The sequence below is a fragment of the Streptomyces sedi genome (genome assembly GCF_006335015.1).
GTDB lineage: Bacteria > Actinomycetota > Actinomycetes > Streptomycetales > Streptomycetaceae > Streptomyces > Streptomyces sedi.
In genome coordinates this window covers 1-19,063 of record NZ_VDGT01000028.1, presented here as the reverse complement: position 1 = coordinate 19,063, position 19,063 = coordinate 1, and the positions used below count along the sequence as shown (strand labels likewise).

Annotated in this window: 10 protein-coding genes and 1 pseudogene; 10 read left to right on the top strand and 1 reads right to left on the bottom strand. The window is 73.7% G+C overall.

Features of this window, described 5'->3' with window-relative positions; all coding sequences use genetic code 11:
• Window positions 1-27 precede the first annotated feature (27 nt).
• The 6 genes and pseudogenes from FH715_RS26055 to FH715_RS26030 all read left to right on the top strand — a co-directional run.
• Window positions 28-870 carry a carbohydrate ABC transporter permease gene (locus tag FH715_RS26055; RefSeq protein WP_139649603.1) on the top strand — a complete coding sequence of 281 codons (843 nt, stop codon included), beginning with the start codon at window positions 28-30 and terminating at the stop codon, window positions 868-870.
• The gene (locus FH715_RS26050) at window positions 867-1,499 is read left to right on the top strand and encodes a bifunctional 4-hydroxy-2-oxoglutarate aldolase/2-dehydro-3-deoxy-phosphogluconate aldolase (protein WP_139649600.1); all 633 of its coding nucleotides are present in this window, start codon (window positions 867-869) and stop codon (window positions 1,497-1,499) included. Before FH715_RS26055 ends, FH715_RS26050 begins: the two co-directional genes overlap by 4 nt.
• 107 nt (window positions 1,500-1,606) lie before the next feature.
• Window positions 1,607-1,873 carry a hypothetical protein gene (locus FH715_RS26045; RefSeq protein WP_139649598.1) on the top strand — a complete coding sequence of 89 codons (267 nt, stop codon included), beginning with the start codon at window positions 1,607-1,609 and terminating at the stop codon, window positions 1,871-1,873.
• Between the two features lie 314 nt (window positions 1,874-2,187).
• Window positions 2,188-3,261 (top strand): S1 family peptidase, encoded by a 1,074-nt coding sequence (locus tag FH715_RS26040; protein WP_170184834.1) that lies wholly within the window; start codon window positions 2,188-2,190, stop codon window positions 3,259-3,261.
• A gap of 286 nt (window positions 3,262-3,547) precedes the next feature.
• Window positions 3,548-4,516: an ATP-binding cassette domain-containing protein gene (locus FH715_RS26035; RefSeq protein WP_139649596.1), complete on the top strand. Its 969-nt coding sequence runs from the start codon at window positions 3,548-3,550 to the stop codon at window positions 4,514-4,516.
• Window positions 4,513-5,289: pseudogene (locus FH715_RS26030) on the top strand (ABC transporter permease); the annotation flags it as partial. The gene FH715_RS26035 and the pseudogene FH715_RS26030, both read left to right, overlap by 4 nt.
• A gap of 48 nt (window positions 5,290-5,337) precedes the next feature.
• Here the strand turns inward: FH715_RS26030 and FH715_RS26025 are convergent.
• Window positions 5,338-5,961 (bottom strand): DedA family protein, encoded by a 624-nt coding sequence (locus FH715_RS26025; RefSeq protein WP_246108988.1) that lies wholly within the window; start codon window positions 5,959-5,961, stop codon window positions 5,338-5,340.
• A 500-nt stretch (window positions 5,962-6,461) separates the two neighbouring features.
• Here FH715_RS26025 and FH715_RS29210 point away from each other — a divergent pair, with 500 nt between their 5' ends.
• The 4 genes from FH715_RS29210 to FH715_RS29415 form a co-directional block, all read left to right on the top strand.
• Window positions 6,462-10,025: an AMP-binding protein gene (locus FH715_RS29210; protein WP_139649592.1), complete on the top strand. Its 3,564-nt coding sequence runs from the start codon at window positions 6,462-6,464 to the stop codon at window positions 10,023-10,025.
• A 1-nt stretch (window position 10,026) separates the two neighbouring features.
• Window positions 10,027-11,736: an acyl-CoA dehydrogenase family protein gene (locus FH715_RS26015; protein WP_139649590.1), complete on the top strand. Its 1,710-nt coding sequence runs from the start codon at window positions 10,027-10,029 to the stop codon at window positions 11,734-11,736.
• Window positions 11,733-12,014 carry an acyl carrier protein gene (locus FH715_RS26010; protein ID WP_139649588.1) on the top strand — a complete coding sequence of 94 codons (282 nt, stop codon included), beginning with the start codon at window positions 11,733-11,735 and terminating at the stop codon, window positions 12,012-12,014. The genes FH715_RS26015 and FH715_RS26010 overlap by 4 nt, the downstream gene beginning before the upstream one ends.
• 54 nt (window positions 12,015-12,068) lie before the next feature.
• Window positions 12,069-19,063, top strand: a 6,995-nt coding sequence (locus FH715_RS29415; protein WP_139649585.1) for a non-ribosomal peptide synthetase, incomplete at its 3' end; no start/stop codon positions are given.

The following is a 19,063-nucleotide window of genomic DNA, read 5'->3' as shown; positions in this document are numbered from 1 at the left end:
TCCGGCCCGCCACCACAGGAGCAACCCATGTCCACCACCCCCTCCGCGCCCCGCCGGTGGTCGCTGCTCGCGCTGGCGATCGCGGTCACCGCCGTGCTGATGTTCCCCATCTACTGGATGATCATGACCTCGGTCGTTCCCTCCGAACGACTCCTGGTCTCCGACCCCCCGCTGGTCCCGCCCGCCGACGCCGCCTCGCTCGACGCCTATGCCTCCGTGCTCAGCGACGTGCCCGTCATGGAGTGGATGTGGAACTCCACCCTCACCACCCTCGGCGCCGCCGTCCTGTCCACGATCGTCTCCACCCTCGGCGGCTACAGCCTCTCCCGCTTCCGCACCAGGGGCCAGCAGGCGATGGGCTTCACCCTGCTCTTCAGCCGGATGCTGCCCGGCACCCTGCTGATCATCCCGATCTTCGTGCTCTTCGCCAACCTCGGCATGGTCAACAACCTCTGGTCGGTCACCCTGGTCAACACCGCCGCCACCGTCCCGTTCACCACCTGGCTGATGAAGGGCTTCGTCGACGCCGTCCCCGTCGAGATCGAACAGGCCGCGATGATCGACGGCTGCGGCAGGGCCGGGGCGCTGTGGCGGGTGATCGTCCCCCTCCTCAAGCCCGGCATCGCCGCCACCTTCACCTACGCCTCGATCCTCACCTGGGGCGACTTCCTCTTCGCCCGCACCCTCATGGGCAACCCAGACGGCTGGACCGTCACCGTCGGCATCGCCTCCTTCATCGGCGAGTTCAGCGTCGACTGGTCCGGGCTGATGGCCGTCGGCCTCATCTCGATGGTGCCGATGATCATCCTCTTCCTGCTCCTCGAACCCTTCCTCACCAAGGGCATGGCCAACGGCTCGGTGAAGGGATGAACGCCACCGCCCCCGGGGGCGTCGTCGCCATCGTGCGGCTGCCCGCCGCGCCACCCGACGCGCTCCACGACACCCTCGTCGACGCCGGCGTCCACGCCCTGGAGATCACCCTCACCACCCCCGGCGCCGAGGCCGCGCTCACCCGCTGGCGCGCCCTCGACCGACAGGTCCCGGTCGGCGCGGGAACGGTGCGCACGCCGGACGACGTGCGCCGGGCGGTGCGCGCAGGTGCCCAGTTCCTGGTCACCCCCACCACCTCGCCCGCCGTGCTCGAAGCGGCGGGCGAGGCGGAAGTGCCCGTGCTCTGCGGCGCGTTGACGCCGACGGAGATCGAGACGGCCTGGCGCCTGGGCGCCGCCGCGGTCAAGGTCTTCCCCGCCGACACCGCCGGCGCCCACGACTACGTGCGCGCCGTGCGCGCCCCGCTCCCCGACATCCCACTGCTGCCGACCGGCGGCGTCGACGCCCCCGCCGCCCGCGGCTACGCGGCCCTCGGCTGCCACGGCGTCGGCGTCGGCTCCTCCCTCGTCCGCGACGCCCCCACGACCCCCGCCGCCCTCGCGTCCCTGGGCGCCCGCGCCGCCGCCCTGACGGCGGCCTGGCGGGAGGGGGCGCGCGAGGGCGCGTGAGCGGGTCAGCGGGGCATTGGCGACGCGGGAGGTCACCGACCTGCCGGCCGAGGCCGCGCGCGGCGCCGACCCCGCGCTGAGCGCCGCGGCACGGGTGGACGCGGGCCGTGGCCGCCGAGGTCCACCTCCGCGCCAGCGGCTCGGCGGACCGCGCCGTCCCCGTCCTCGCGGAGTTGGCCGGCCCGACCCCCGTCGGCCTCCACGCGCTCCGGGCCCTCGCCGAGGCCGCCCAGGCACCGGAGGACCTGCGCCCGACTCTGCGCGCCTGCGCCTTCTCCCCACGTCGGCTGATGTGCGACTCCCCGTTCTCCGGCCCACGCCACCCGGACGAGGAACTGCGCGCGGTGGCCTTCGCGTTGCTCGCCACCGGGTAGCCCGCGCCCAGCGGCGCCACGCCGGCGCGGAGGCGCCTCGGCGGGCGCCCCCGCGTCGCCGACTCATCGCGCGGAAGTGCCCGGATTTCGCCTGTCGAATTCGACGCGACCCGTGACGCACGGCCACAAACCGCAGCTCCGGAGGTATCTGCTGCCCCTCGCACCGCGCCCGGAAGAGGCCCGGGCAATGGCTTGAATGTCCTCCTTGTGTGGGCGGGGCGACCGGAGGATGCTCTTCGCGTGCACTTGTCATGAACACGTGACGAGTGTGCGCCCCTCACGAAACCTTGGGCCTCAACCAGGAGGAAACAAGCGTGACGAACAGACGCAAGTCCACGCGGCGCCTCACCATGGCCGTCACCGGTGTCGCGGCACTGCTGGCCGGATCGTTCACCATGTCGCAGGCGAACGCCCAGTCCCAGACCTCCGCTCCGGACGCCCTGTCCTCGGAGGCGGCCGTCGAGCTGGCGACCACCCTGGACGAGACGCTGTCCGCCGACACGGCCGGCACCTTCTACGACGCCGAGGCGGAAACCCTCGTGGTGAACGTCACGGACGGCTCCGCCGTCGCCGAGGTCCAGGCCGCCGGCGCCGAGGCGCGCGTGGTCGAGCACTCCACGGCCCAACTGGAGGCGGCGGCCGACGAGGTCGAGGAGCACGCCGTGCCCGGCACGGCGTGGGGGATCGACCCCGTCTCCAACGCCGTCAAGGTGACGGTGGACTCCACCGTCACCGGCGACGCGCTCGCCGACCTCCAGGACACCGTCGCAGGCCTGGGCGACCAGGCCGCCCTGGAGCAGGTGAACGGCGAGTTCTCCCCGTACATCGCGGGCGGTGACGCCATCTACGGCTCCGGTTCCCGTTGCTCACTCGGCTTCAACGTCACCATCGGCGGCCAGCGCGGCTTCCTGACGGCCGGCCACTGCGGCTCGGCCGGCAGCAGCTGGTCGGCCTCCTCCGGCGGCTCCTCGTTCGGGACCCTCAGCACCAGCGTCTTCCCCGGCTCCGACTACGCCGCCGGCCGGTACAGCTCCAGCATCTCCACCCCCAGCGCGGTCAACCTGTACAACGGCTCCTCCCGCTCCATCACCGGCGCCGCCAACCCGGTCGTCGGCCAGAGCGTCAGCCGCTCCGGCTCCACCACCGGCGTGACCAGCGGCACGGTCACCGCGCTCAACGTCTCGGTCACCTACCCGCAGGGCACCGTGCGCGGCACCATCCAGACCACCGTCTGCGCCGAGCCCGGTGACAGCGGCGGTGCCCTCTTCTCGGGCAACACCGCGCACGGCCTGACCTCGGGCGGCAGCGGCAACTGCTCCAGTGGCGGCACCACGTTCTTCCAGCCGGTCGTCGCCGCGCTGAACGCGGTGGGCGCCAGCATCCCGTAACGGCCGGTTCCCCCGACGTCGCCCCGCGGGTGACCCGGGTTGGACAGGCAGCGAGACGCTCGGCCGGGCTTCCTCCGCCGAGCGTCTCGCGCCTTTCTCGCGGCGCCCGGGCCGGCTCAGCCCGCCCTCACCCCGCGGGCATCCGCCCCTGACACCCCCCGGGCGCGGAACCGCCCGGACCACGCGCCGGCAACGCGCCCGAGTGCGCCGGAAGGGGCGGGAACGGAACGCCCCCGGCGCGGACTTCCTGTAGTACGGTGCGAAGGCGGCCACGGGGGGAGGGGCCATGAACGGCAATGCCATCCGCGTCAGGGGACTGCGGAAGTCCTTCGGCGACGTCCACGCGCTGGCGGGCATCGACCTCGACGTGAGGGCGGGCACCGTCCTCGGCCTCCTGGGCCACAACGGCGCCGGGAAGACGACCCTGATCCGCGTTCTCGCCACGGTGACGCCGCCCACCGCCGGCACGGCCGAGGTGGCCGGGTTCGACGTGTCGGACCAGGGACTGGAGGTGCGCCGCCGCATCGGCCTGACGGGCCAGTTCGCCGCACTGGACGAGCATCTCTCGGGGTTCGCCAACCTGGTGCTCATCGCCAGGCTTCTCGGCGCCGGCACCGGGGAAGCGCGGCGGCGCGCCACCGAGCTGGTGGAGATGTTCGACCTGGGCGACGCCGCGCGCCGGCGCGCGGGTACGTACTCGGGCGGGATGCGGCGGCGCATCGACCTGGCCGCGAGCCTGGTGGCGCGCCCGTCGGTGCTCTTCCTCGACGAGCCCACGACGGGGCTCGACCCCGTTGGTCGGCAGGTGCTGTGGGACGCGGTGCGGAAGCTGGTGGCCGACGGCACGACGGTGCTGCTCACCACCCAGTACCTCGACGAGGCCGACCAACTCGCCGACAGGATCGCCGTCCTCGACGGCGGCCGGGTCGTCGCCGAGGGCACCGCCGCCGAGCTCAAGGCGACCACCGGCAGCCGCAGCCTGCACATCACGCTGGCCGAGGGCAGCGAGCCGGGGGCGGCGGCCCGGGCCCTGCGCGACGCCGGCTTCAGCCCCGTGGCGGACGGCGGCAACCCCCGCACGGTGGTCGTTCCGGTGGCCGAGGCCGCCGACCTGGTGGAGGTGGTGCGCGCGCTGGTGGACGGTCACACGGACATCGCCGACCTGGTGTTCACCGAACCCACCCTGGACGACGTGTACATGAGCCTGGCCAGGCCGGGGACGCGGGCGGCGGCCGACGGAGGGAAGAGCGGATGACGGGGACCGTCGCTGAGCGCGACGCGTGGCGCGGCGGCAGCACGCTGGGGCAGCTGCGGACGCTGACGGCGCGCCAGTTCCGCATCGTCTACGGGGACCGACGCGTCGCCTTCTTCTCGCTCCTCCAACCCGTCATCATGCTGCTGCTGTTCAGCCAGGTGTTCGGGCGCATGGCCAACCCGGAGGTCTTTCCGCGCGGGGTGCGGTACATCGACTACCTGGCCCCCGCCCTGCTGGTCACCACGGCCATCGGATCGGCGCAGGGCGCGGGGCTCGGCCTGGTGCGCGACATGGAGTCGGGGATGGTGGTGCGCTTCCGTTCCCTGCCAGTGCGGCTGCCGCTGGTGCTGGTCGCCCGCTCCCTCACGGACCTGGTGCGCGTGGGCCTGCAGATGCTCGCCGTGCTCGGCTGCGCCCTGCTTCTGCTGGACTTCCGACCGGACGGGGGAGCGCCCGGCGTTCTCGCGGCGATGCTGCTCTCGCTGGTCGTGGCGTGGTCGCTGATCTGGGTCTTCCTCGCGCTCGGCGCGTGGCTGCGCAGCATCGAGGTGCTCGCCAGCATCGGCTTCCTCGCGGTGTTCCCCCTGATGTTCGCCTCCAGCGCGTTCGTCCCGCTGGAGCTGCTGCCCCGCTGGCTGCGGATCGTCGCCACGGTGAACCCGCTGACCTACGGCGTCGAGGCGTCCCGGGAGTTGGCGCTCGGGTGGGGGGCCGGCGCGACGGCCGTCGCCGCGGTGGCCGCCAGCCTGGGGCTGACCGCGGTGATGGCGATGGTCGCGGTCGCGGGCTTCCGGCGCCCGCCGGGCGAGGGCTCGACCCGTTCAGCGCGTCGCGCGCGCCTTCGCGCGGCGGCGCGCCAGCAGCAGGACGACGAGCAGCAGGAGGCCCAGGCCGGCCAGCAGCCAGCCGCCCTGCGCGATGCGCCGCTCGATCTGGCCCACCGACTCCCCCGCCAGGGCCCCGACGAAGGTGTAGAGGGCGGACCACATCAGGGCGCCCGCGAGCGAGGCGGGAAGGAAACGTAGATACGCGACCCCGGAGACACCGGCCGCGGCCGGTGTCAGTGTCCGCACGAGGGGCAGCAGCCGGGTGGCGAACACCGCCCAGGCGCCGTAGCGCCGCAGCGCGTCATTGGCCCGGTCCCAGGATTCCTGGCCGACGCGGCGCACCAGTGCCGTGTGGCGCAACGCCGCGCCGTAGCGGCGTCCGAGAAAGTAGCCGACATGGTCACCCGCCGAGCTGGCGACCGCCACCACCAGGAATAACGCGGCGAGTACCGGGCCGCCCCGCGTGGCGGCGCCGAACGCCAGTACGGCGGTTTCGCCGGGGATGAACATGCCGATACCGAGGCCGGATTCGGCGGCGGCGAACGCCGCGGCACCGCACAGGGTCACCGGTGTCGGCAGGGCGGAGAGACTATCGACAGCGTCGCTGAGCCAGGCCATGGCACCGCTTCTCCCGTGGTAGGCCGATCTTCCCAGGCTACGCCACATCCTCGCGGCCAATGAGCTATTGACGTCCCGCCAGGACGGGACGTAAGTTCGGAGGCAGATCCGAATATGAGCGCGCATCCGTGGTGGAAGTCGTGACCGCACTTCCAGGGGCGATGGTGACGCTGTACGGAGAGTCGGTACGGGGGTTCTATTGTGACTGACAGTCAGGCGTGCGGGAGATATCTCCCTTACGGAAGTCGTCGTTCCGCGCGATTTCGAACGTCTCCCTGACGCGATCTCGCACATATTTCCTACGCACATACGTGCGACTGTCGTCCTGTGCTCAACCGTTCACCACTCGTGAATGGAGAGAACGAACAGCGCGATACCCGGGAGGGATTTCGACACCACCGCATCCCGCGTTCCTTTCGATCTTCGCGGGTCGATCTTCGCGGGATTGACGACAGCTGACGGCGCATGTCATTTTGAGCTTTCAGGGGGGAGTTCCGCATATGCCCCAGCACGTGTCCGACTTCCATGACCTGCCCCACGCGGTGCGCGCACACGCGGCCACCCGCGCCGCCGACGCGGCCGTCGTCTTCGTTCACGACCCGGACGACCCCGAGGGGGCGACGCGCCTCGCATACGGCGAGTTGGACGCGTGGGCGCGCGCGATCGCCGCCACCCTCTCCGCGCGCCACCCGGGCGGCGCGCGGGTCCTCCTGCTCTTCCCGCCAGGCGCCGCGTTCGCGGCCGGATTCCTCGGCTGCCTCTACGCCGGCATGGTGGCCGTCCCGGCCCCGCTGCCCGACGGGAGCCGCCTGGAGCGCCGGAGGGTCGCCGGCATCGCCGAGGACAGCGGAGCCGCCGCCGTACTCACCGTCCGGGACCTGCTGCCCGTGATCGCCGACTGGCTCACCGAGAGCGGGAACACCCGCCCCGGGACGGTCGCCGTGGACACCCCCGACGCCCTCGCCGACGCCGACGCCTGGCGCGAGCCCCACCGGCGGCCGGGCGACATCGCCGTCCTGCAGTACACCTCCGGGTCCACCGGCGCCCCCAAGGGCGTCGCGGTCACCCATGCCGCCATCGCCGCCAACATCCGCCACATGAGAGACGCCTACCGGCTCGACGCCACCACGCCCCTCGGCGGATGGCTCCCGACCTACCACGACATGGGCCTGTTCGGCACCCTCGCCCCCGCGCTCTTCCTCGGCACCAGCTGCACGCTGCTCAGCCCCGTCTCCTTCCTCAAACGGCCCCAGCACTGGCTGCGGATGATCGACCGCCACGGCATCGCCTTCTCCGCGGCCCCGAACTTCGCCTTCGACGTCTGTGCCCGCCGGATCAAGGACAGCCAGCTGGTCGGGCTCGACCTCTCCCGCTGGCGCTGGGCCGCCAACGGCTCCGAGCCCGTGCAGGCCGCCACGTTGAGGGCGTTCCGCGACCGGTTCGCCTCCTACGGGCTGCGGGCCGACGCCCTGGCCCCCAGCTACGGACTCGCCGAGGCCACCGTCTTCGTCTCCCGGTCGGCCGGTATGCGCGACCTCCGCGTCAGCGCCGCCGCACTGGAACGCCACACCCTGCGCCCGGCCGCACCCGGGGAGCCCTACCGCGAGATCGTCAGCTGCGGCCGGCCCACCGCCCTGGAGACCCGCATCGTCGAACCCGGCGGCACACGCCCCCTGCCCCCGGGAGACGTCGGCGAACTGCTGCTCCGAGGCGAGAGCGTGTGCGCCGGGTACTGGCGGAACGACGAGGAGACACGGCGGGTCTTCTCCCCGGCCGACACCCCCGGAGGCCGCCCCTGGCTGCGCACCGGCGACCTGGCCGCCGAGTACGACGACGAGCTCTACGTCACCGGCCGGATCAAGGAGACGCTGATCGTCCACGGCCGCAACCTCTACCCCCAGGACATCGAGCACGAACTGCGACTGCACCACCCCGAACTCGGCCACGCGGGCGCCGCGTTCACCGTGCCGGCCCAGCGCGGCGCCCCAGCGAACGGCGGCCAGGCGGTCCCCGACGACGAGTCGCTCGTCGTCGCCCACGAGACCGGACCGGGCGCCGCCCGGATGGACCTGGACGCGCTCGCCGTCGCCCTGCGACGCACCGCCGTACGGGAGTTCGGCATCGGCCTCGCCGCCGTCGCGCTGCTCAGCCCCGGCTCCGTGCCGCGTACCACCAGCGGCAAGGTCCGCCGCGGCGCCATGCGGGAGCTGTTCCTCAACGGCGAGCTGCGCCCCCTCCACACCGACGCCGGATGGCGACGCCTCGGCGGCCCCGCGGCGCGGCCCCGCCCCGCCGCGGGAGAGCCCACGCCGCGCCGCCCCCTCACCGTCCGCGGCCTGGAGACCGTCCTGCGCACCGCGGCCCGCGACGAGAACGCCCCCCTCCACCCCGCGCACGCCGCCGCCCTCGACCGCCACGACGCCTTCCCCGAAGACGCCTGCCGCCTGCTCGACCAGGCCGGGCTCGCCCACGCGTACGTCCCCGCCGCACACGGCGGGGATCTCGACGACTACGCCCACCTGGTCCAGCTCACCAGGGCGGTGGCCCGCCACGACCTCACCGTCGCCGTCGCCCACGCCAAGACCTTCCTCGGCTCCGTCCCCGTCTGGGTCGCCGGCCGGCCCGAACAGGCAGCCCGACTCGCGGAACGCGTCAGGGCCGGCGCCGTCGTCTCCTGGGCCCTCACCGAACACGGGCACGGCAGCGACCTGCTGAGCACCGGGACCACCGCCGAGCAACACGCCGACCAGTGGCGGCTGACCGGCGAGAAGTGGCTGATCAACAACGCCAGCAGGGCCGACCTGATCACGGTCCTCGCCCGCACCGGCCCCTCCGCCGGCCCCCGGGACCTCACGCTGTTCCTCGTCGACCGGAGGACCCCGCACCCCGACACGCTGACGCCCCTGCCCAAGGAGCCGACCCTCGGCATCCGCGGCGCCGACATCAGCGGCATCGCCCTGCGCGGCGCCTCCGTCCCCGACAGCGCCGTCGTGGGCCGGCCCGGCCACGGCCTCGACGCGGTACTGCGCTCCCTCCAACTCACCCGCACCCTGTGCGGCGCGCTTTCGCTCGGTGCCGCCGACCACGCGCTGCGCCTGGCGTTCGACTACGCGACGTCCCGCGAGATCCACGGCACCACCCTGTCGCGGGTGCCGCCCGCCCGCCGCGCCCTGGGCGACGCCGTCGCCGCGCTGCTGCTCGCCGAGGCCGTCACCGCCGTCGGCGCACGCTCCGCCCACGAACTGCCGGAGGAGCTCAGCGTCACCTCCTGCGTCGTCAAGGCCCTGGTACCCGGCCTGGTGCAGAGCACCCTCGGCTCCCTCGGCGAACTCCTCGGCGCCCGCGGCTTCCTCGCCGACCTGCACGAACACGGGGCGTTCGCCAAGCTCGAACGCGACCACCGCATCGTGGAGATCTTCGACGGCACCACCGCCGTCTGCCGGGCCACCCTCGTCGGCCAGTTCCCCTGGCTCGCCCGCGGCTGGCACCGCCGCCGGACCGACGACGCCGGGCTGCGCGCCGTCACCTCGCCCGGCGCCCCCACCCCCCTCGACCCCGCCCGCCTGCGGATCGTCTCCCACCGCGGAGCCAGCCTCACCCAGGCCCTGCCCGCGCTCGTCGCCCGCGTCACCGCCCGGGCCGCGGCCGGCCAGGAACCCCCCGAACTGCTGCGCGCCGCCCAGGCCCTGCTCGCCGCCGCGGAGGCCGTGCACGCCGAACTCGCCCGCCACCAGCCGACGGCCGGGCCGCCACCCGCCTGGACCCACGACGCCGCCCGGCGCTACGAACTGTGCTTCGCCGGCGCCGCCTGCCTCGCGCTGCGCGACCGCCACCACGACACGGAAGGCCACCCCGACCGGGACGCCGAGGACGACGCGCGGGACACCGGCGCCGTTCCCGGCGTGCTCGCCGCCGACGCGCTGTGGGCGCGCGCGGCACTGTCCGCCGCCCGCGCCGGGCTCGGCGAGCCGGACACCGACCCCGAGGCCGTCGAACGCCTCGCCGCCCTCTGGTCCGACCCCGCCGCCCGCCACAGCCTCTTCGCCGGCCCGGGGAGCCACTGAGATGCCCGCCCACCCCACGGCCCAGGCCGCCGTCGCCGAGCTGACCGCCCGCCTGGGCGACCCCGACGACGCGGACAACCCGCTCGGCCACGCCGCGATCCTCGCCGCCGACGAGGACGCCGAGATCCTCACCGCGGGCGAACGACTACTCGACGACACCGGTCTCAACGCCGAATACGTCCCCGCCGCCCTCGGGGGACGCTTCGAACGCCTCGACCGACTCATCGACGTGGCGCGCACCGTGTTCCGCCGCGACCCCACGCTGGGCGCCGGGCACGGCATCGGCTCCTTCCTCGCCGCCGTCAACATCTGGTCGGCCGGCACCCCCGCACAGCAGAAGGCCGTCGCCGACCTCCTCCTCGCCAACGGCAAACTCGCCGTCACCTACAACGAACTCGCCCACGGCAACGACCTCCTCGCGTGCGAGACCCACGCCCGAAGGTCCGGCGACACCCTGCTCCTCAACGGACGCAAGGAACCGATCACCAACGCCGCCCGGGCCGCCGCCTACGTCGTCTTCGCCCGCACCGACCCGGCCCCCGGACAGCGCAGCCACTCCCAGCTCCTGGTCCGGCCCGCCGACGTCCCGCCGACCACACTCCGCACCCTGCCCCGCACCGCCACCGTCGGCATGCGCGGACTGCCCCTCGCCGGCGTCGAGTTCACCGACTGCCCCCTCGGAGACGACGCCGTCGTCGGCGCCCCGGGCCAGGGCCTGCAAACCGCGCTGACCTCCTTCCAGGTCACCCGGATCGCGCTCCCCGCGGTGCTGGCCGGCGCCCTCGACACCGGCCTGCGCCTGGCGGTACGGCACCTGGCCGGCCGCCGGCTGTACGGCGCCAGCGCCCTGCGGATACCCGCCGTGCGCCGCCTGCTGGCCGGCGCCTACGCCGACCTGCTGCTCAGCGAGACCGTCACCGCCGTCGCCGCCCGCGGCGCCCATCTGACGCCCGGCGAGTCGAGCGTCCACGCGGCCGGCGCCAAGTACCTCGTCACCGGCACCCTCCTCGGAGCCTTCGACGACCTCGCCACCGCCATGGGCGCCCACGGCTATCTCCGCGCCGGCGACACCGCGTTCTTCCAGAAGCTGCTGCGCGACATCCGCGCCGCCCAGGTACTCCACGCCTCCCGCGCCGCCTGCCTGCTCACCCTCATGCCGCAACTCCCCCTGCTGGCCACCCGCTCCTGGAACCGCGACCGCGCGGCGCACGCCGGCCTGTTCCGCCCCGCCGAGACGCTGCCGCCACTCGCCTGGGACCGCCTCAAGGTCACCGCCAAGGGCCACGACCACCTCACCCCCGCCCTGCGGGACGCCGCCGACGGCCCGGCCGGCGACGAGGTGACCCGAGAGGCCCGGGAGTGGACCGGGCGACTGCGCACGCTCGCCGACTCCTGCGCCGCCCTCGCACCCGCCGAACTCACCCCCCTCGCCGGCACCACCGCCTACGACCTCGCGGCCCACTACGCCTCCGTCCGCGCCGCCGCCGCCACCCTCGGCACCTGGCAGCACGGCCGCGGCACCACCCTGCCCGACGAACGATGGTGGCCCCTGGCCCTCCTCGCCCGACTGCCCAGCTCGCCCCGACACCGCGTGACACCCCTGCCCGACCACCTCGCCGAACCCGCCGTCGAGGACCTCATCGCCCGCTGCACCGACGACAGGCCGCTGGGCCTCGCGCGCGGCTGGGCCCCACCCGGAGGACAGCCATGACCGAGACCACCGCCGAAGCGACCGACGACCGCTCCGCCGCCGGCGTGGGCGACTGGCTCACCCGCCAGATCGCCGACTTCGCCGAAGTCCCCGCCGACAGCGTCGCCGCCGACCGACCGCTCACCGAATACGGCATCGACTCCGTCTCCGGCCTGGCGATCTGCGCCCGGATCGAGGACCACTACGACCTGGACATCGACCCCACCCTGCTGTGGGACGCGCCCACCGTCGAGGCCCTCACCGACCTGCTGCGCGACGAACTGGCCGCCCGGGGCTGACCCCGGCCCGCGCCCGACCGCCACCACCGGCAAGCCGCGAAGGGAGCCCCGCCGATGGCCGAACGACTCACCGTCACAGCGGCGCAGCACAGCATCTGGTTCGCCGGACAGGTGGCCTCCGAACCGCGCCTCTACCTCTGCGGCGCCTACCTGGAGCTGCGCGGCACCCTCGACCGGGCCGCGCTCGCCACCGCCGTGCGCCGCACCGTGGCCGAGAACGAGGCCCTGCGCGCCCGCTTCACGGCGGACGGCGCGGAGCTGTGGCAGACCGTCGACCCCACCGCGGCAGCCCCCACCGACGAGGCCGACCTCAGCGCGGAACCCGACCCGACAGCCGCCGCCCACCAGTGGATGCGGAACGCGCTCGCCAGCCCCCTCGACCTCGGCCGCCCGCCCCTCGCACGACACGTCCTGCTCACCCTCGGCACCGATCACCACCTGCTGTTCTTCGGCTACCACCACATCGCCCTCGACGCCTACGGAGCCAGCCTCCACCTCCGCAGGCTCGCCGAGATCCACACCGCCCTGTGCGCGGGCGAGGACCCGGGCCCCACCCCCTTCGCGCCGCTCGCCGGCATCGTCGACGACGACCACGCCTACCGCACCTCCGACCGCCACCACCGCGACGCCCGGTGGTGGGCCGCCGCCCTCGCCGACCCGCCCCCCGCCGCCGCCCTCACCGACGGCGAACCCACCCGCCTCAACCTCCCCCTCCGCCACGTCCAACGCCTCACCGACCGGCAGACCACGGCCCTCGCCGACGCCGGCCGGCGCGCCGACACCCGCTGGTCCTCGCTGATCGTCGCCGCCACCGCGGCGTTCCTGGCCCGCCGCACCGGCCACGACGACGTACTCCTCGGCCTGCCCGTCACCGGCCGCACCACCCCCGCCGCCCTGCGCACCCCCGCCATGCTCGCCAACGACGTGCCGCTGCGCGCGTCCGTACGCCCCGGGGACCCGTTCCCCGAAGTGCTCGACCGGATCACCCGCGCCATGGCCCGCGCCGGCATGCGCCAGCGCTTCCGCGGCGAAGAACTCCACCGCCTGCTCGGACGCGTCGGCGGCGCCCCCCTCACACGCGTCTCGGTCAACGTCCTCGGCTTCACCGGCGAGCTGCGCTTCGGCCCCTGCCGCGCCACCGTCCACGAACTCTCCTCCGGGCCCGTCCGGGACATCGGCTTCACCCTCTACGGCTCGCCAGGGGAACCCGGCGGCGTCCAACTCGTCACCGGCGGCAACCCCGACCTGTACACCGCCGACGAACTCGCCGCGCACCACGGCCGGTTCCTCACCTTCCTCGACGCGCTGGCCGAGGACGTCACCGCCCCCGTCGGACGCGTACCGCTGCTCACCCCGGGCGAGCGCCGCACCCTCCTCGCCCGCGGCAACGAAGCCGCCCGCCCCCTCGCCCCGGCCACCCTGCCCGCCCTCTTCGCCGAACAGGCGGCCCGCACCCCCGACGCCCCCGCCGTCGAGGACGGCACCACCACCGTCACCTACCGCCGCCTCGACCAGCTCACCCACCGCGTCGCCGACCGCCTCACCGGCCTCGGCATCGGACCCGAGGACATCGTGGCCCTCGCCGTTCCCCGCTCCGCCGACGCCGTCGCCCTCATCCTCGGCATCCAGCGCGCCGGCGCCGCCTACCTCCCCCTCAACGCCGCGCAGCCCAGCCGCCGCACCGCCGACATCCTCGACGACGGAACGCCCCGCCTGCTGATCACCACCCCCGCCACCGCCGGCCGCCTCCCCGACCACCCCACGCCCCGACTGGACGCCGCCGACCTCCTCACCGACCACGGCACCGCCCCCGTCGTGCCCTGCCGGGCCCGCCCCGGCAACGCCGCCTACCTGATGTACACCTCGGGCTCCACCGGACGCCCCAAGGGCATCGTCGCCACCCACCAGGGCATCCCCGCGCTCTCCGCCGGCCACGTCGCCACCTACCGGACCGGCCCCGACGCGCGCGTCCTCCAGAACATCCCCCTCTTCTTCGACGTCTCCGTCTCCGAACTCTGCATGGCCCTGCACTCCGGCGGCACCCTGGTCATCCCACCCGAGGACCTCACCGGCACCGAACTGGCCGCGTTCCTCGCCGACCACGCCATCACCACCGCCTGCATCCCGCCCGGCGTCCTCGCCACCCTCCCCGAGACCCCACTGCCCCACCTGCGCACCCTGATCACCGGCGGCGAGACCGCGGCCCCCGAACTCTTCGCCCGCTGGTCGCCCGGCCGGGACATGTTCCACGCCTACGGGCCCACCGAAACCACCGTCGAGGCCACCTCCTGGCACCACGACCGGCACCCCACCACACGACCGCCCCTCGGCCGCCTCACCACCAACAAGCGCGGCTACCTCCTCGACGCCGCCCTCCAACCCGTCCCGGACGGCACCGCGGGAGAGCTCTACCTCGCCGGCGACGGCCTGGCCCGCGGCTACCTCGGCCGCCCCCACCTCACCGCCGAACGCTTCGTCGCCCACCCCTACGGCGCCCCGGGCGAACGCCTCTACCGCACCGGCGACCTGGTACGCCGCCTCCCCGACGGTCACCTGGAGTTCCTCGGCCGCGCCGACGGGCAGGTCAAGCTCCGCGGCTTCCGCATCGAACTCGGCGAAATCCAGGCCGCACTCACCAGCGGCACCGACGTGCTCCACGCCGGCGTCACCATCCGCGAGGACCGGCCCCAGGACCCGCGCCTGGTCGCCTACATCGTGCCCGCGCCCGGCACCACACCCGACACCGAGGCCCTCCGCCGCGCGCTCGCCCGCAAGCTGCCCGCCCACATGGTGCCCGCCGCCATCGTCCCCCTGCCCGCGCTGCCGCTCACCGCCAACGGCAAGCTCGACCGCGCCCGCCTGCCCGCACCGCCCACGCACGTCGCCACGCCCAGCCGGGCACCACGCGACCCACGCGAGGAAGTGCTCAGCGGCCTCTTCGCCGACGTCCTCGGCGTCCCCCACATCGGCATCGACGACAACTTCTTCGACCGCGGCGGGCACTCCCTCAACGGCACCCGCCTCCTCACCCGTGTCCGCGCCGCCTTCGGCGCGGAGATCAGCCTCCGCGACCTGTTCGAGTCACCCACCGTCGCCACCCTCGCGCCGCTCCTCGACACCCCCGCGGCCCGCACGCCGGCGCCCGGCCCCGCGCCCCGCCCCGGGCAGCCGCGCCCCGAACGGCTGCCGCTGTCCTTCGCCCAACAGCGCATGTGGTTCCTCGACAGGGTGCACGGCGCCGGACCCACCTACCACATCCCCACCGCCCTCCGGCTGCGCGGCACCCTCGACACCGCCGCCCTCACCCGCGCCCTGCACGACGTGGTGGCGCGGCACGAGAGCCTGCGCACCGTCGTCGCCGAGGACGCCGACGGCCTCCACCAACGCGTCCTGCCCGCCGGCGACCTCAACCTCGACCTGCCGAGGGCCGAGTCCACCCCGGACACCGTCGACGCCGCACTCGCCGAGGCCGCCCGCGAACCGTTCGCCCTCGACTCCGACCTCCCGTTCCGCGCCCGCCTGTTCCGCCTCGCCGAGGCCGACCACGTGCTCCTGGTGCTCGTCCACCACATCGCCGCCGACGGAGCCTCCCTCCAGACGGTGTTCGCCGACCTCGCCACCGCCTACGCCGCCCGCCGGCGCGGTGCCGCGCCCGACTGGGCCCCCCAGCGGCTCCAGTACGCCGACTACGCGCTCTGGCAGCGCGCGCTCCGCGACGACACCCCCGGCGGCTACGCCGACACCCAACTCGCCCACTGGCGCACCGCGCTCGCGGACCTCCCCGACCACCTCGCGCTCCCCACGGACCTGCCCCGGCCGGCCACCTCCACCCACCGGGGCGACACCGTCGGCTTCACCGTGCCGCCGGACCTCCACCGGGTCCTGGCCGAACTGGCGCGCCAGGAGGGCGTCACCCTGTTCATGGTGGTGCGGGCCGCGCTCGCCGTGCTGCTGTCACGGCTGGGGGCCGGGGACGACATCCCGATCGGGACACCCACCGCGGGACGCACCGCCGAGGGGCTGGACGAGGTGGTGGGACTCCTCGTCAACACCCTGGTGCTGCGCACCGACACCTCGGGGAACCCCACCTTCGCCGAGCTTCTGCGGCGAGTGCGGGCCGTCGACCTGGACGCGTACGCGCACCAGGACGTGCCGTTCGAACGGCTGGTGGACGCCCTGGACCCCGAACGCTCGCTCTCCCGGCACCCGCTGTTCCAGGTGATGCTCACCTTCGACGGACTCGCCGCACGCGACGCGGCATCCGACTTCCCCGGGCTGGAGACCGAGACCCGCGTGGTGCACACCGGCGTCTCCAAGTTCGACCTGTCCTTCTTCTGCGTGGAGAAGGGACCGGGCGAGGGGATCGACGGCGCCCTTGAGTTCAGCACCGACCTGTTCCACCGCGACTCCGCGCGCCGGCTGACGGAGCGACTGGTGGCGGTGCTTCGCCAGGTGGCCGACGCGGCGGACCGTCCGCTGAGCGGCGTCAGCGTGCTCGAATCCGGCGAGCGGGAGCAGCTGCTCGACCGGGGGCGCGGCCCGGTGGAGCGCGGGGGCGAGGACACCGTTCTGGAGCTCTTCGCTGAGCAGGTGGAGCGCACGCCGGACGCGGCGGCGGTGGTCGCTGAGGACGCCACCTTGTCGTACGCGGAGCTCGACCTGCGGGCGACCCGGCTGGCGGCGGCGCTCGCGGGCCGGTTCGGGGTCGGCCGGGGGAGCGTCGTGGGCGTGGCGGTGCCGCGATCCGCGGAACTGCTGGTGGCACTGCTGGCGGTGCTGAAGTCGGGGGCGGCGTATGTCCCGTTGGACGAGGAAGCGCCGGTGGAGCGCACCGCGTTCATGGTGGGGGAGTCGCGGCCGGCGGTGGTGGTGTGTGTCGCGTCGTCGGCGAGGCGGGCACGGGCGTGGGGCGTGCCGGTGCTGGTGGCGGACGAGCCGAGGGATGCTGGTGGGGCGGAGAGCGCCGGACTCTCGGTGGCGCCGGCGGGCGCGCTGTCGGCCGCGGACGCGGCGTATGTGATGTACACGTCGGGGTCTACGGGGCGGCCGAAGGGCGTGGTGGTCCAGCACGGTTCGCTGGCGGCGTTCGTGCGGTACTCGGTCGCGGCGTACGGGGACGCGTTGCGGTGCGTCCTGCTGCACAGCCCGGTGACGTTCGACCTGACGGTGACGACGTTGTTCGCGCCGTTGGCGTGTGGCGGCACGGTGTGGGTGGCCGATCTGGGCGAGGAGCCTCCGGCCGTGTCGGCGGGCCGACGGCCCACGCTGGTGAAGGCGACGCCCTCGCACCTCCCGTTGCTGTCCGAGGTGGCGGGATGGGCGTCGCCCTCGGAGGTGCTGGTGCTCGGCGGTGAGCGACTACTGGGCGAGGACGTGGCACGGTGGCGGGCGGCTGGCCATCCCGACGCCGCGGTGTTCAACGACTACGGCCCGACCGAGACGACGGTCAACTGCGTGGACTTCCGGCTCTCTCCCGGCGACGAGCTGCCGTCGGGCGCGGTACCGATCGGCCGGCCTCTTCCCGACCACCGGGTGTTTGTTTTGGACGGGTTCTTGAGTCCTGTTCCGGTGGGTGTGGTGGGGGAGTTGTATGTCGCGGGTGCCGGTTTGGCGCGTGGTTATTTTGGTAGGGCGGGGTTGACGGGTGAGCGGTTTGTGGCGTGTCCGTTTGGTGGGGTGGGGGAGCGGATGTATCGGACGGGGGATTTGGTGCGGTGGCGGGCGGACGGGAATTTGGAGTTTGTGGGGCGTGCGGATGATCAGGTGAAGGTGCGGGGTTTCCGTATTGAGTTGGGTGAGGTTGAGGCGGCGGTTTCCGCGTTCCCGGGTGTGGAGCGTGCTGTGGTCGTGGTGCGGGAGGACCGGCCGGGGGATCGGCGGATCGTTGCTTATGTGGTGCCGGAGAACGGTGTGGGGGTGGATGAGCGGGCTGTTTTGTCGTTTGTTGCGGGGCGGGTGCCGGATTACATGGTGCCGTCGGCGGTGGTGGTGTTGGAGGTGGTGCCGTTGTCGGTGAATGGGAAGGTGGATCGGAAGGGTTTGCCGGTGCCGGGTGTGGTGTCGGGTGAGGTGTTTGTGGCGCCGGGTGGTCCGGTGGAGGAGTTGTGGTGTGGGTTGTTCGCTGAGGTTCTTGGGGTGGAGCGGGTGGGTGTTGATGATGGGTTCTTCGCGTTGGGTGGGGACAGTATTTTGTCGATTCAGTTGGTGGGGCGGGCGCGTGCGGCGGGGTTGGTGGTGAGTGTGCGGCAGGTCTTTGAGTGCCGGACTCCGCGTGAACTCGCCGCCGCAGCCTCGACCGAGATTGTGGGGGCGTTTGAGGGGGTTGCTGGTGAGGTGGGGGCGTTGCCGGTGGTGTCGTGGCTTGGTGAACGCGGCGACGGTGTGGGTGTGGGTGGTTACAACCAGTCGGTGGTGGTGGGGACTCCGGCGGGGATGGGTTGGGGGCAGTTGTGCGAGGTTGTGGGTGCGGTGGTGGGGCGGCATGAGGCGTGGCGGTCGCGGTGGGAGCGTCGGGGGGATGGTCGGTGGGCGGTCACCTTCACGGACGCCGATGAGATCCGTGCGGGGGAGTGGCTGGAACGCCGTGCGGTTGGGCCGGATGTGGGTGTGGGGGTGGTGCGGGCGGCGGCCGAGTCGTGCCGTCGCGGGTTGGATGTGGAGTCGGGTCGGGTCCTGAAGGGCGTCTGGTTCGACCGTGGACCGGACCATGGTGGGTTGTTGGTGTTGGTGGCGCATCATCTGGTGGTTGATGGGGTGTCGTGGCGGATCGTGCTGGGCGACTTGGCGTTGGCGTGGGAGCGGGTGCGTGTCGGTGGGGTGGTGGAGTTGCCGGCGGTGGGGACGTCGTTGCGGGCGTGGGCCGGGCTCATCGAGACGCGAGCGGCCGAGCGTGAAGGGGAGCTGGAGCGTTGGGAGGGGGTGCTGGCTGGTGGGGATGAGTTGATCGCGGCGCGGCGTGTCGACCCGGTGTCCGATCGTTATGCCGTTCGCCAGTCCCACACCGTCTCCCTTCCTGCGGAGGTGGCGTCCGCTCTCTTGTCGCGGGTGTC

What these genes read in the sequence shown, in the direction of transcription:
- FH715_RS26055 (WP_139649603.1), top strand. Translation starts at nt 28, where the DNA reads ATGTCCACCACCCCCTCCGCGCCCCGCCGGTGGTCGCTGCTCGCGCTG.
- FH715_RS26050 (WP_139649600.1), top strand. Translation starts at nt 867, where the DNA reads ATGAACGCCACCGCCCCCGGGGGCGTCGTCGCCATCGTGCGGCTGCCC.
- FH715_RS26035 (WP_139649596.1), top strand. Translation starts at nt 3,548, where the DNA reads ATGAACGGCAATGCCATCCGCGTCAGGGGACTGCGGAAGTCCTTCGGC.
- FH715_RS26025 (WP_246108988.1), bottom strand. Translation starts at nt 5,961, where the DNA reads ATGGCCTGGCTCAGCGACGCTGTCGATAGTCTCTCCGCCCTGCCGACA.
- FH715_RS29210 (WP_139649592.1), top strand. Translation starts at nt 6,462, where the DNA reads ATGCCCCAGCACGTGTCCGACTTCCATGACCTGCCCCACGCGGTGCGC.
- FH715_RS26015 (WP_139649590.1), top strand. Translation starts at nt 10,027, where the DNA reads ATGCCCGCCCACCCCACGGCCCAGGCCGCCGTCGCCGAGCTGACCGCC.
- FH715_RS26010 (WP_139649588.1), top strand. Translation starts at nt 11,733, where the DNA reads ATGACCGAGACCACCGCCGAAGCGACCGACGACCGCTCCGCCGCCGGC.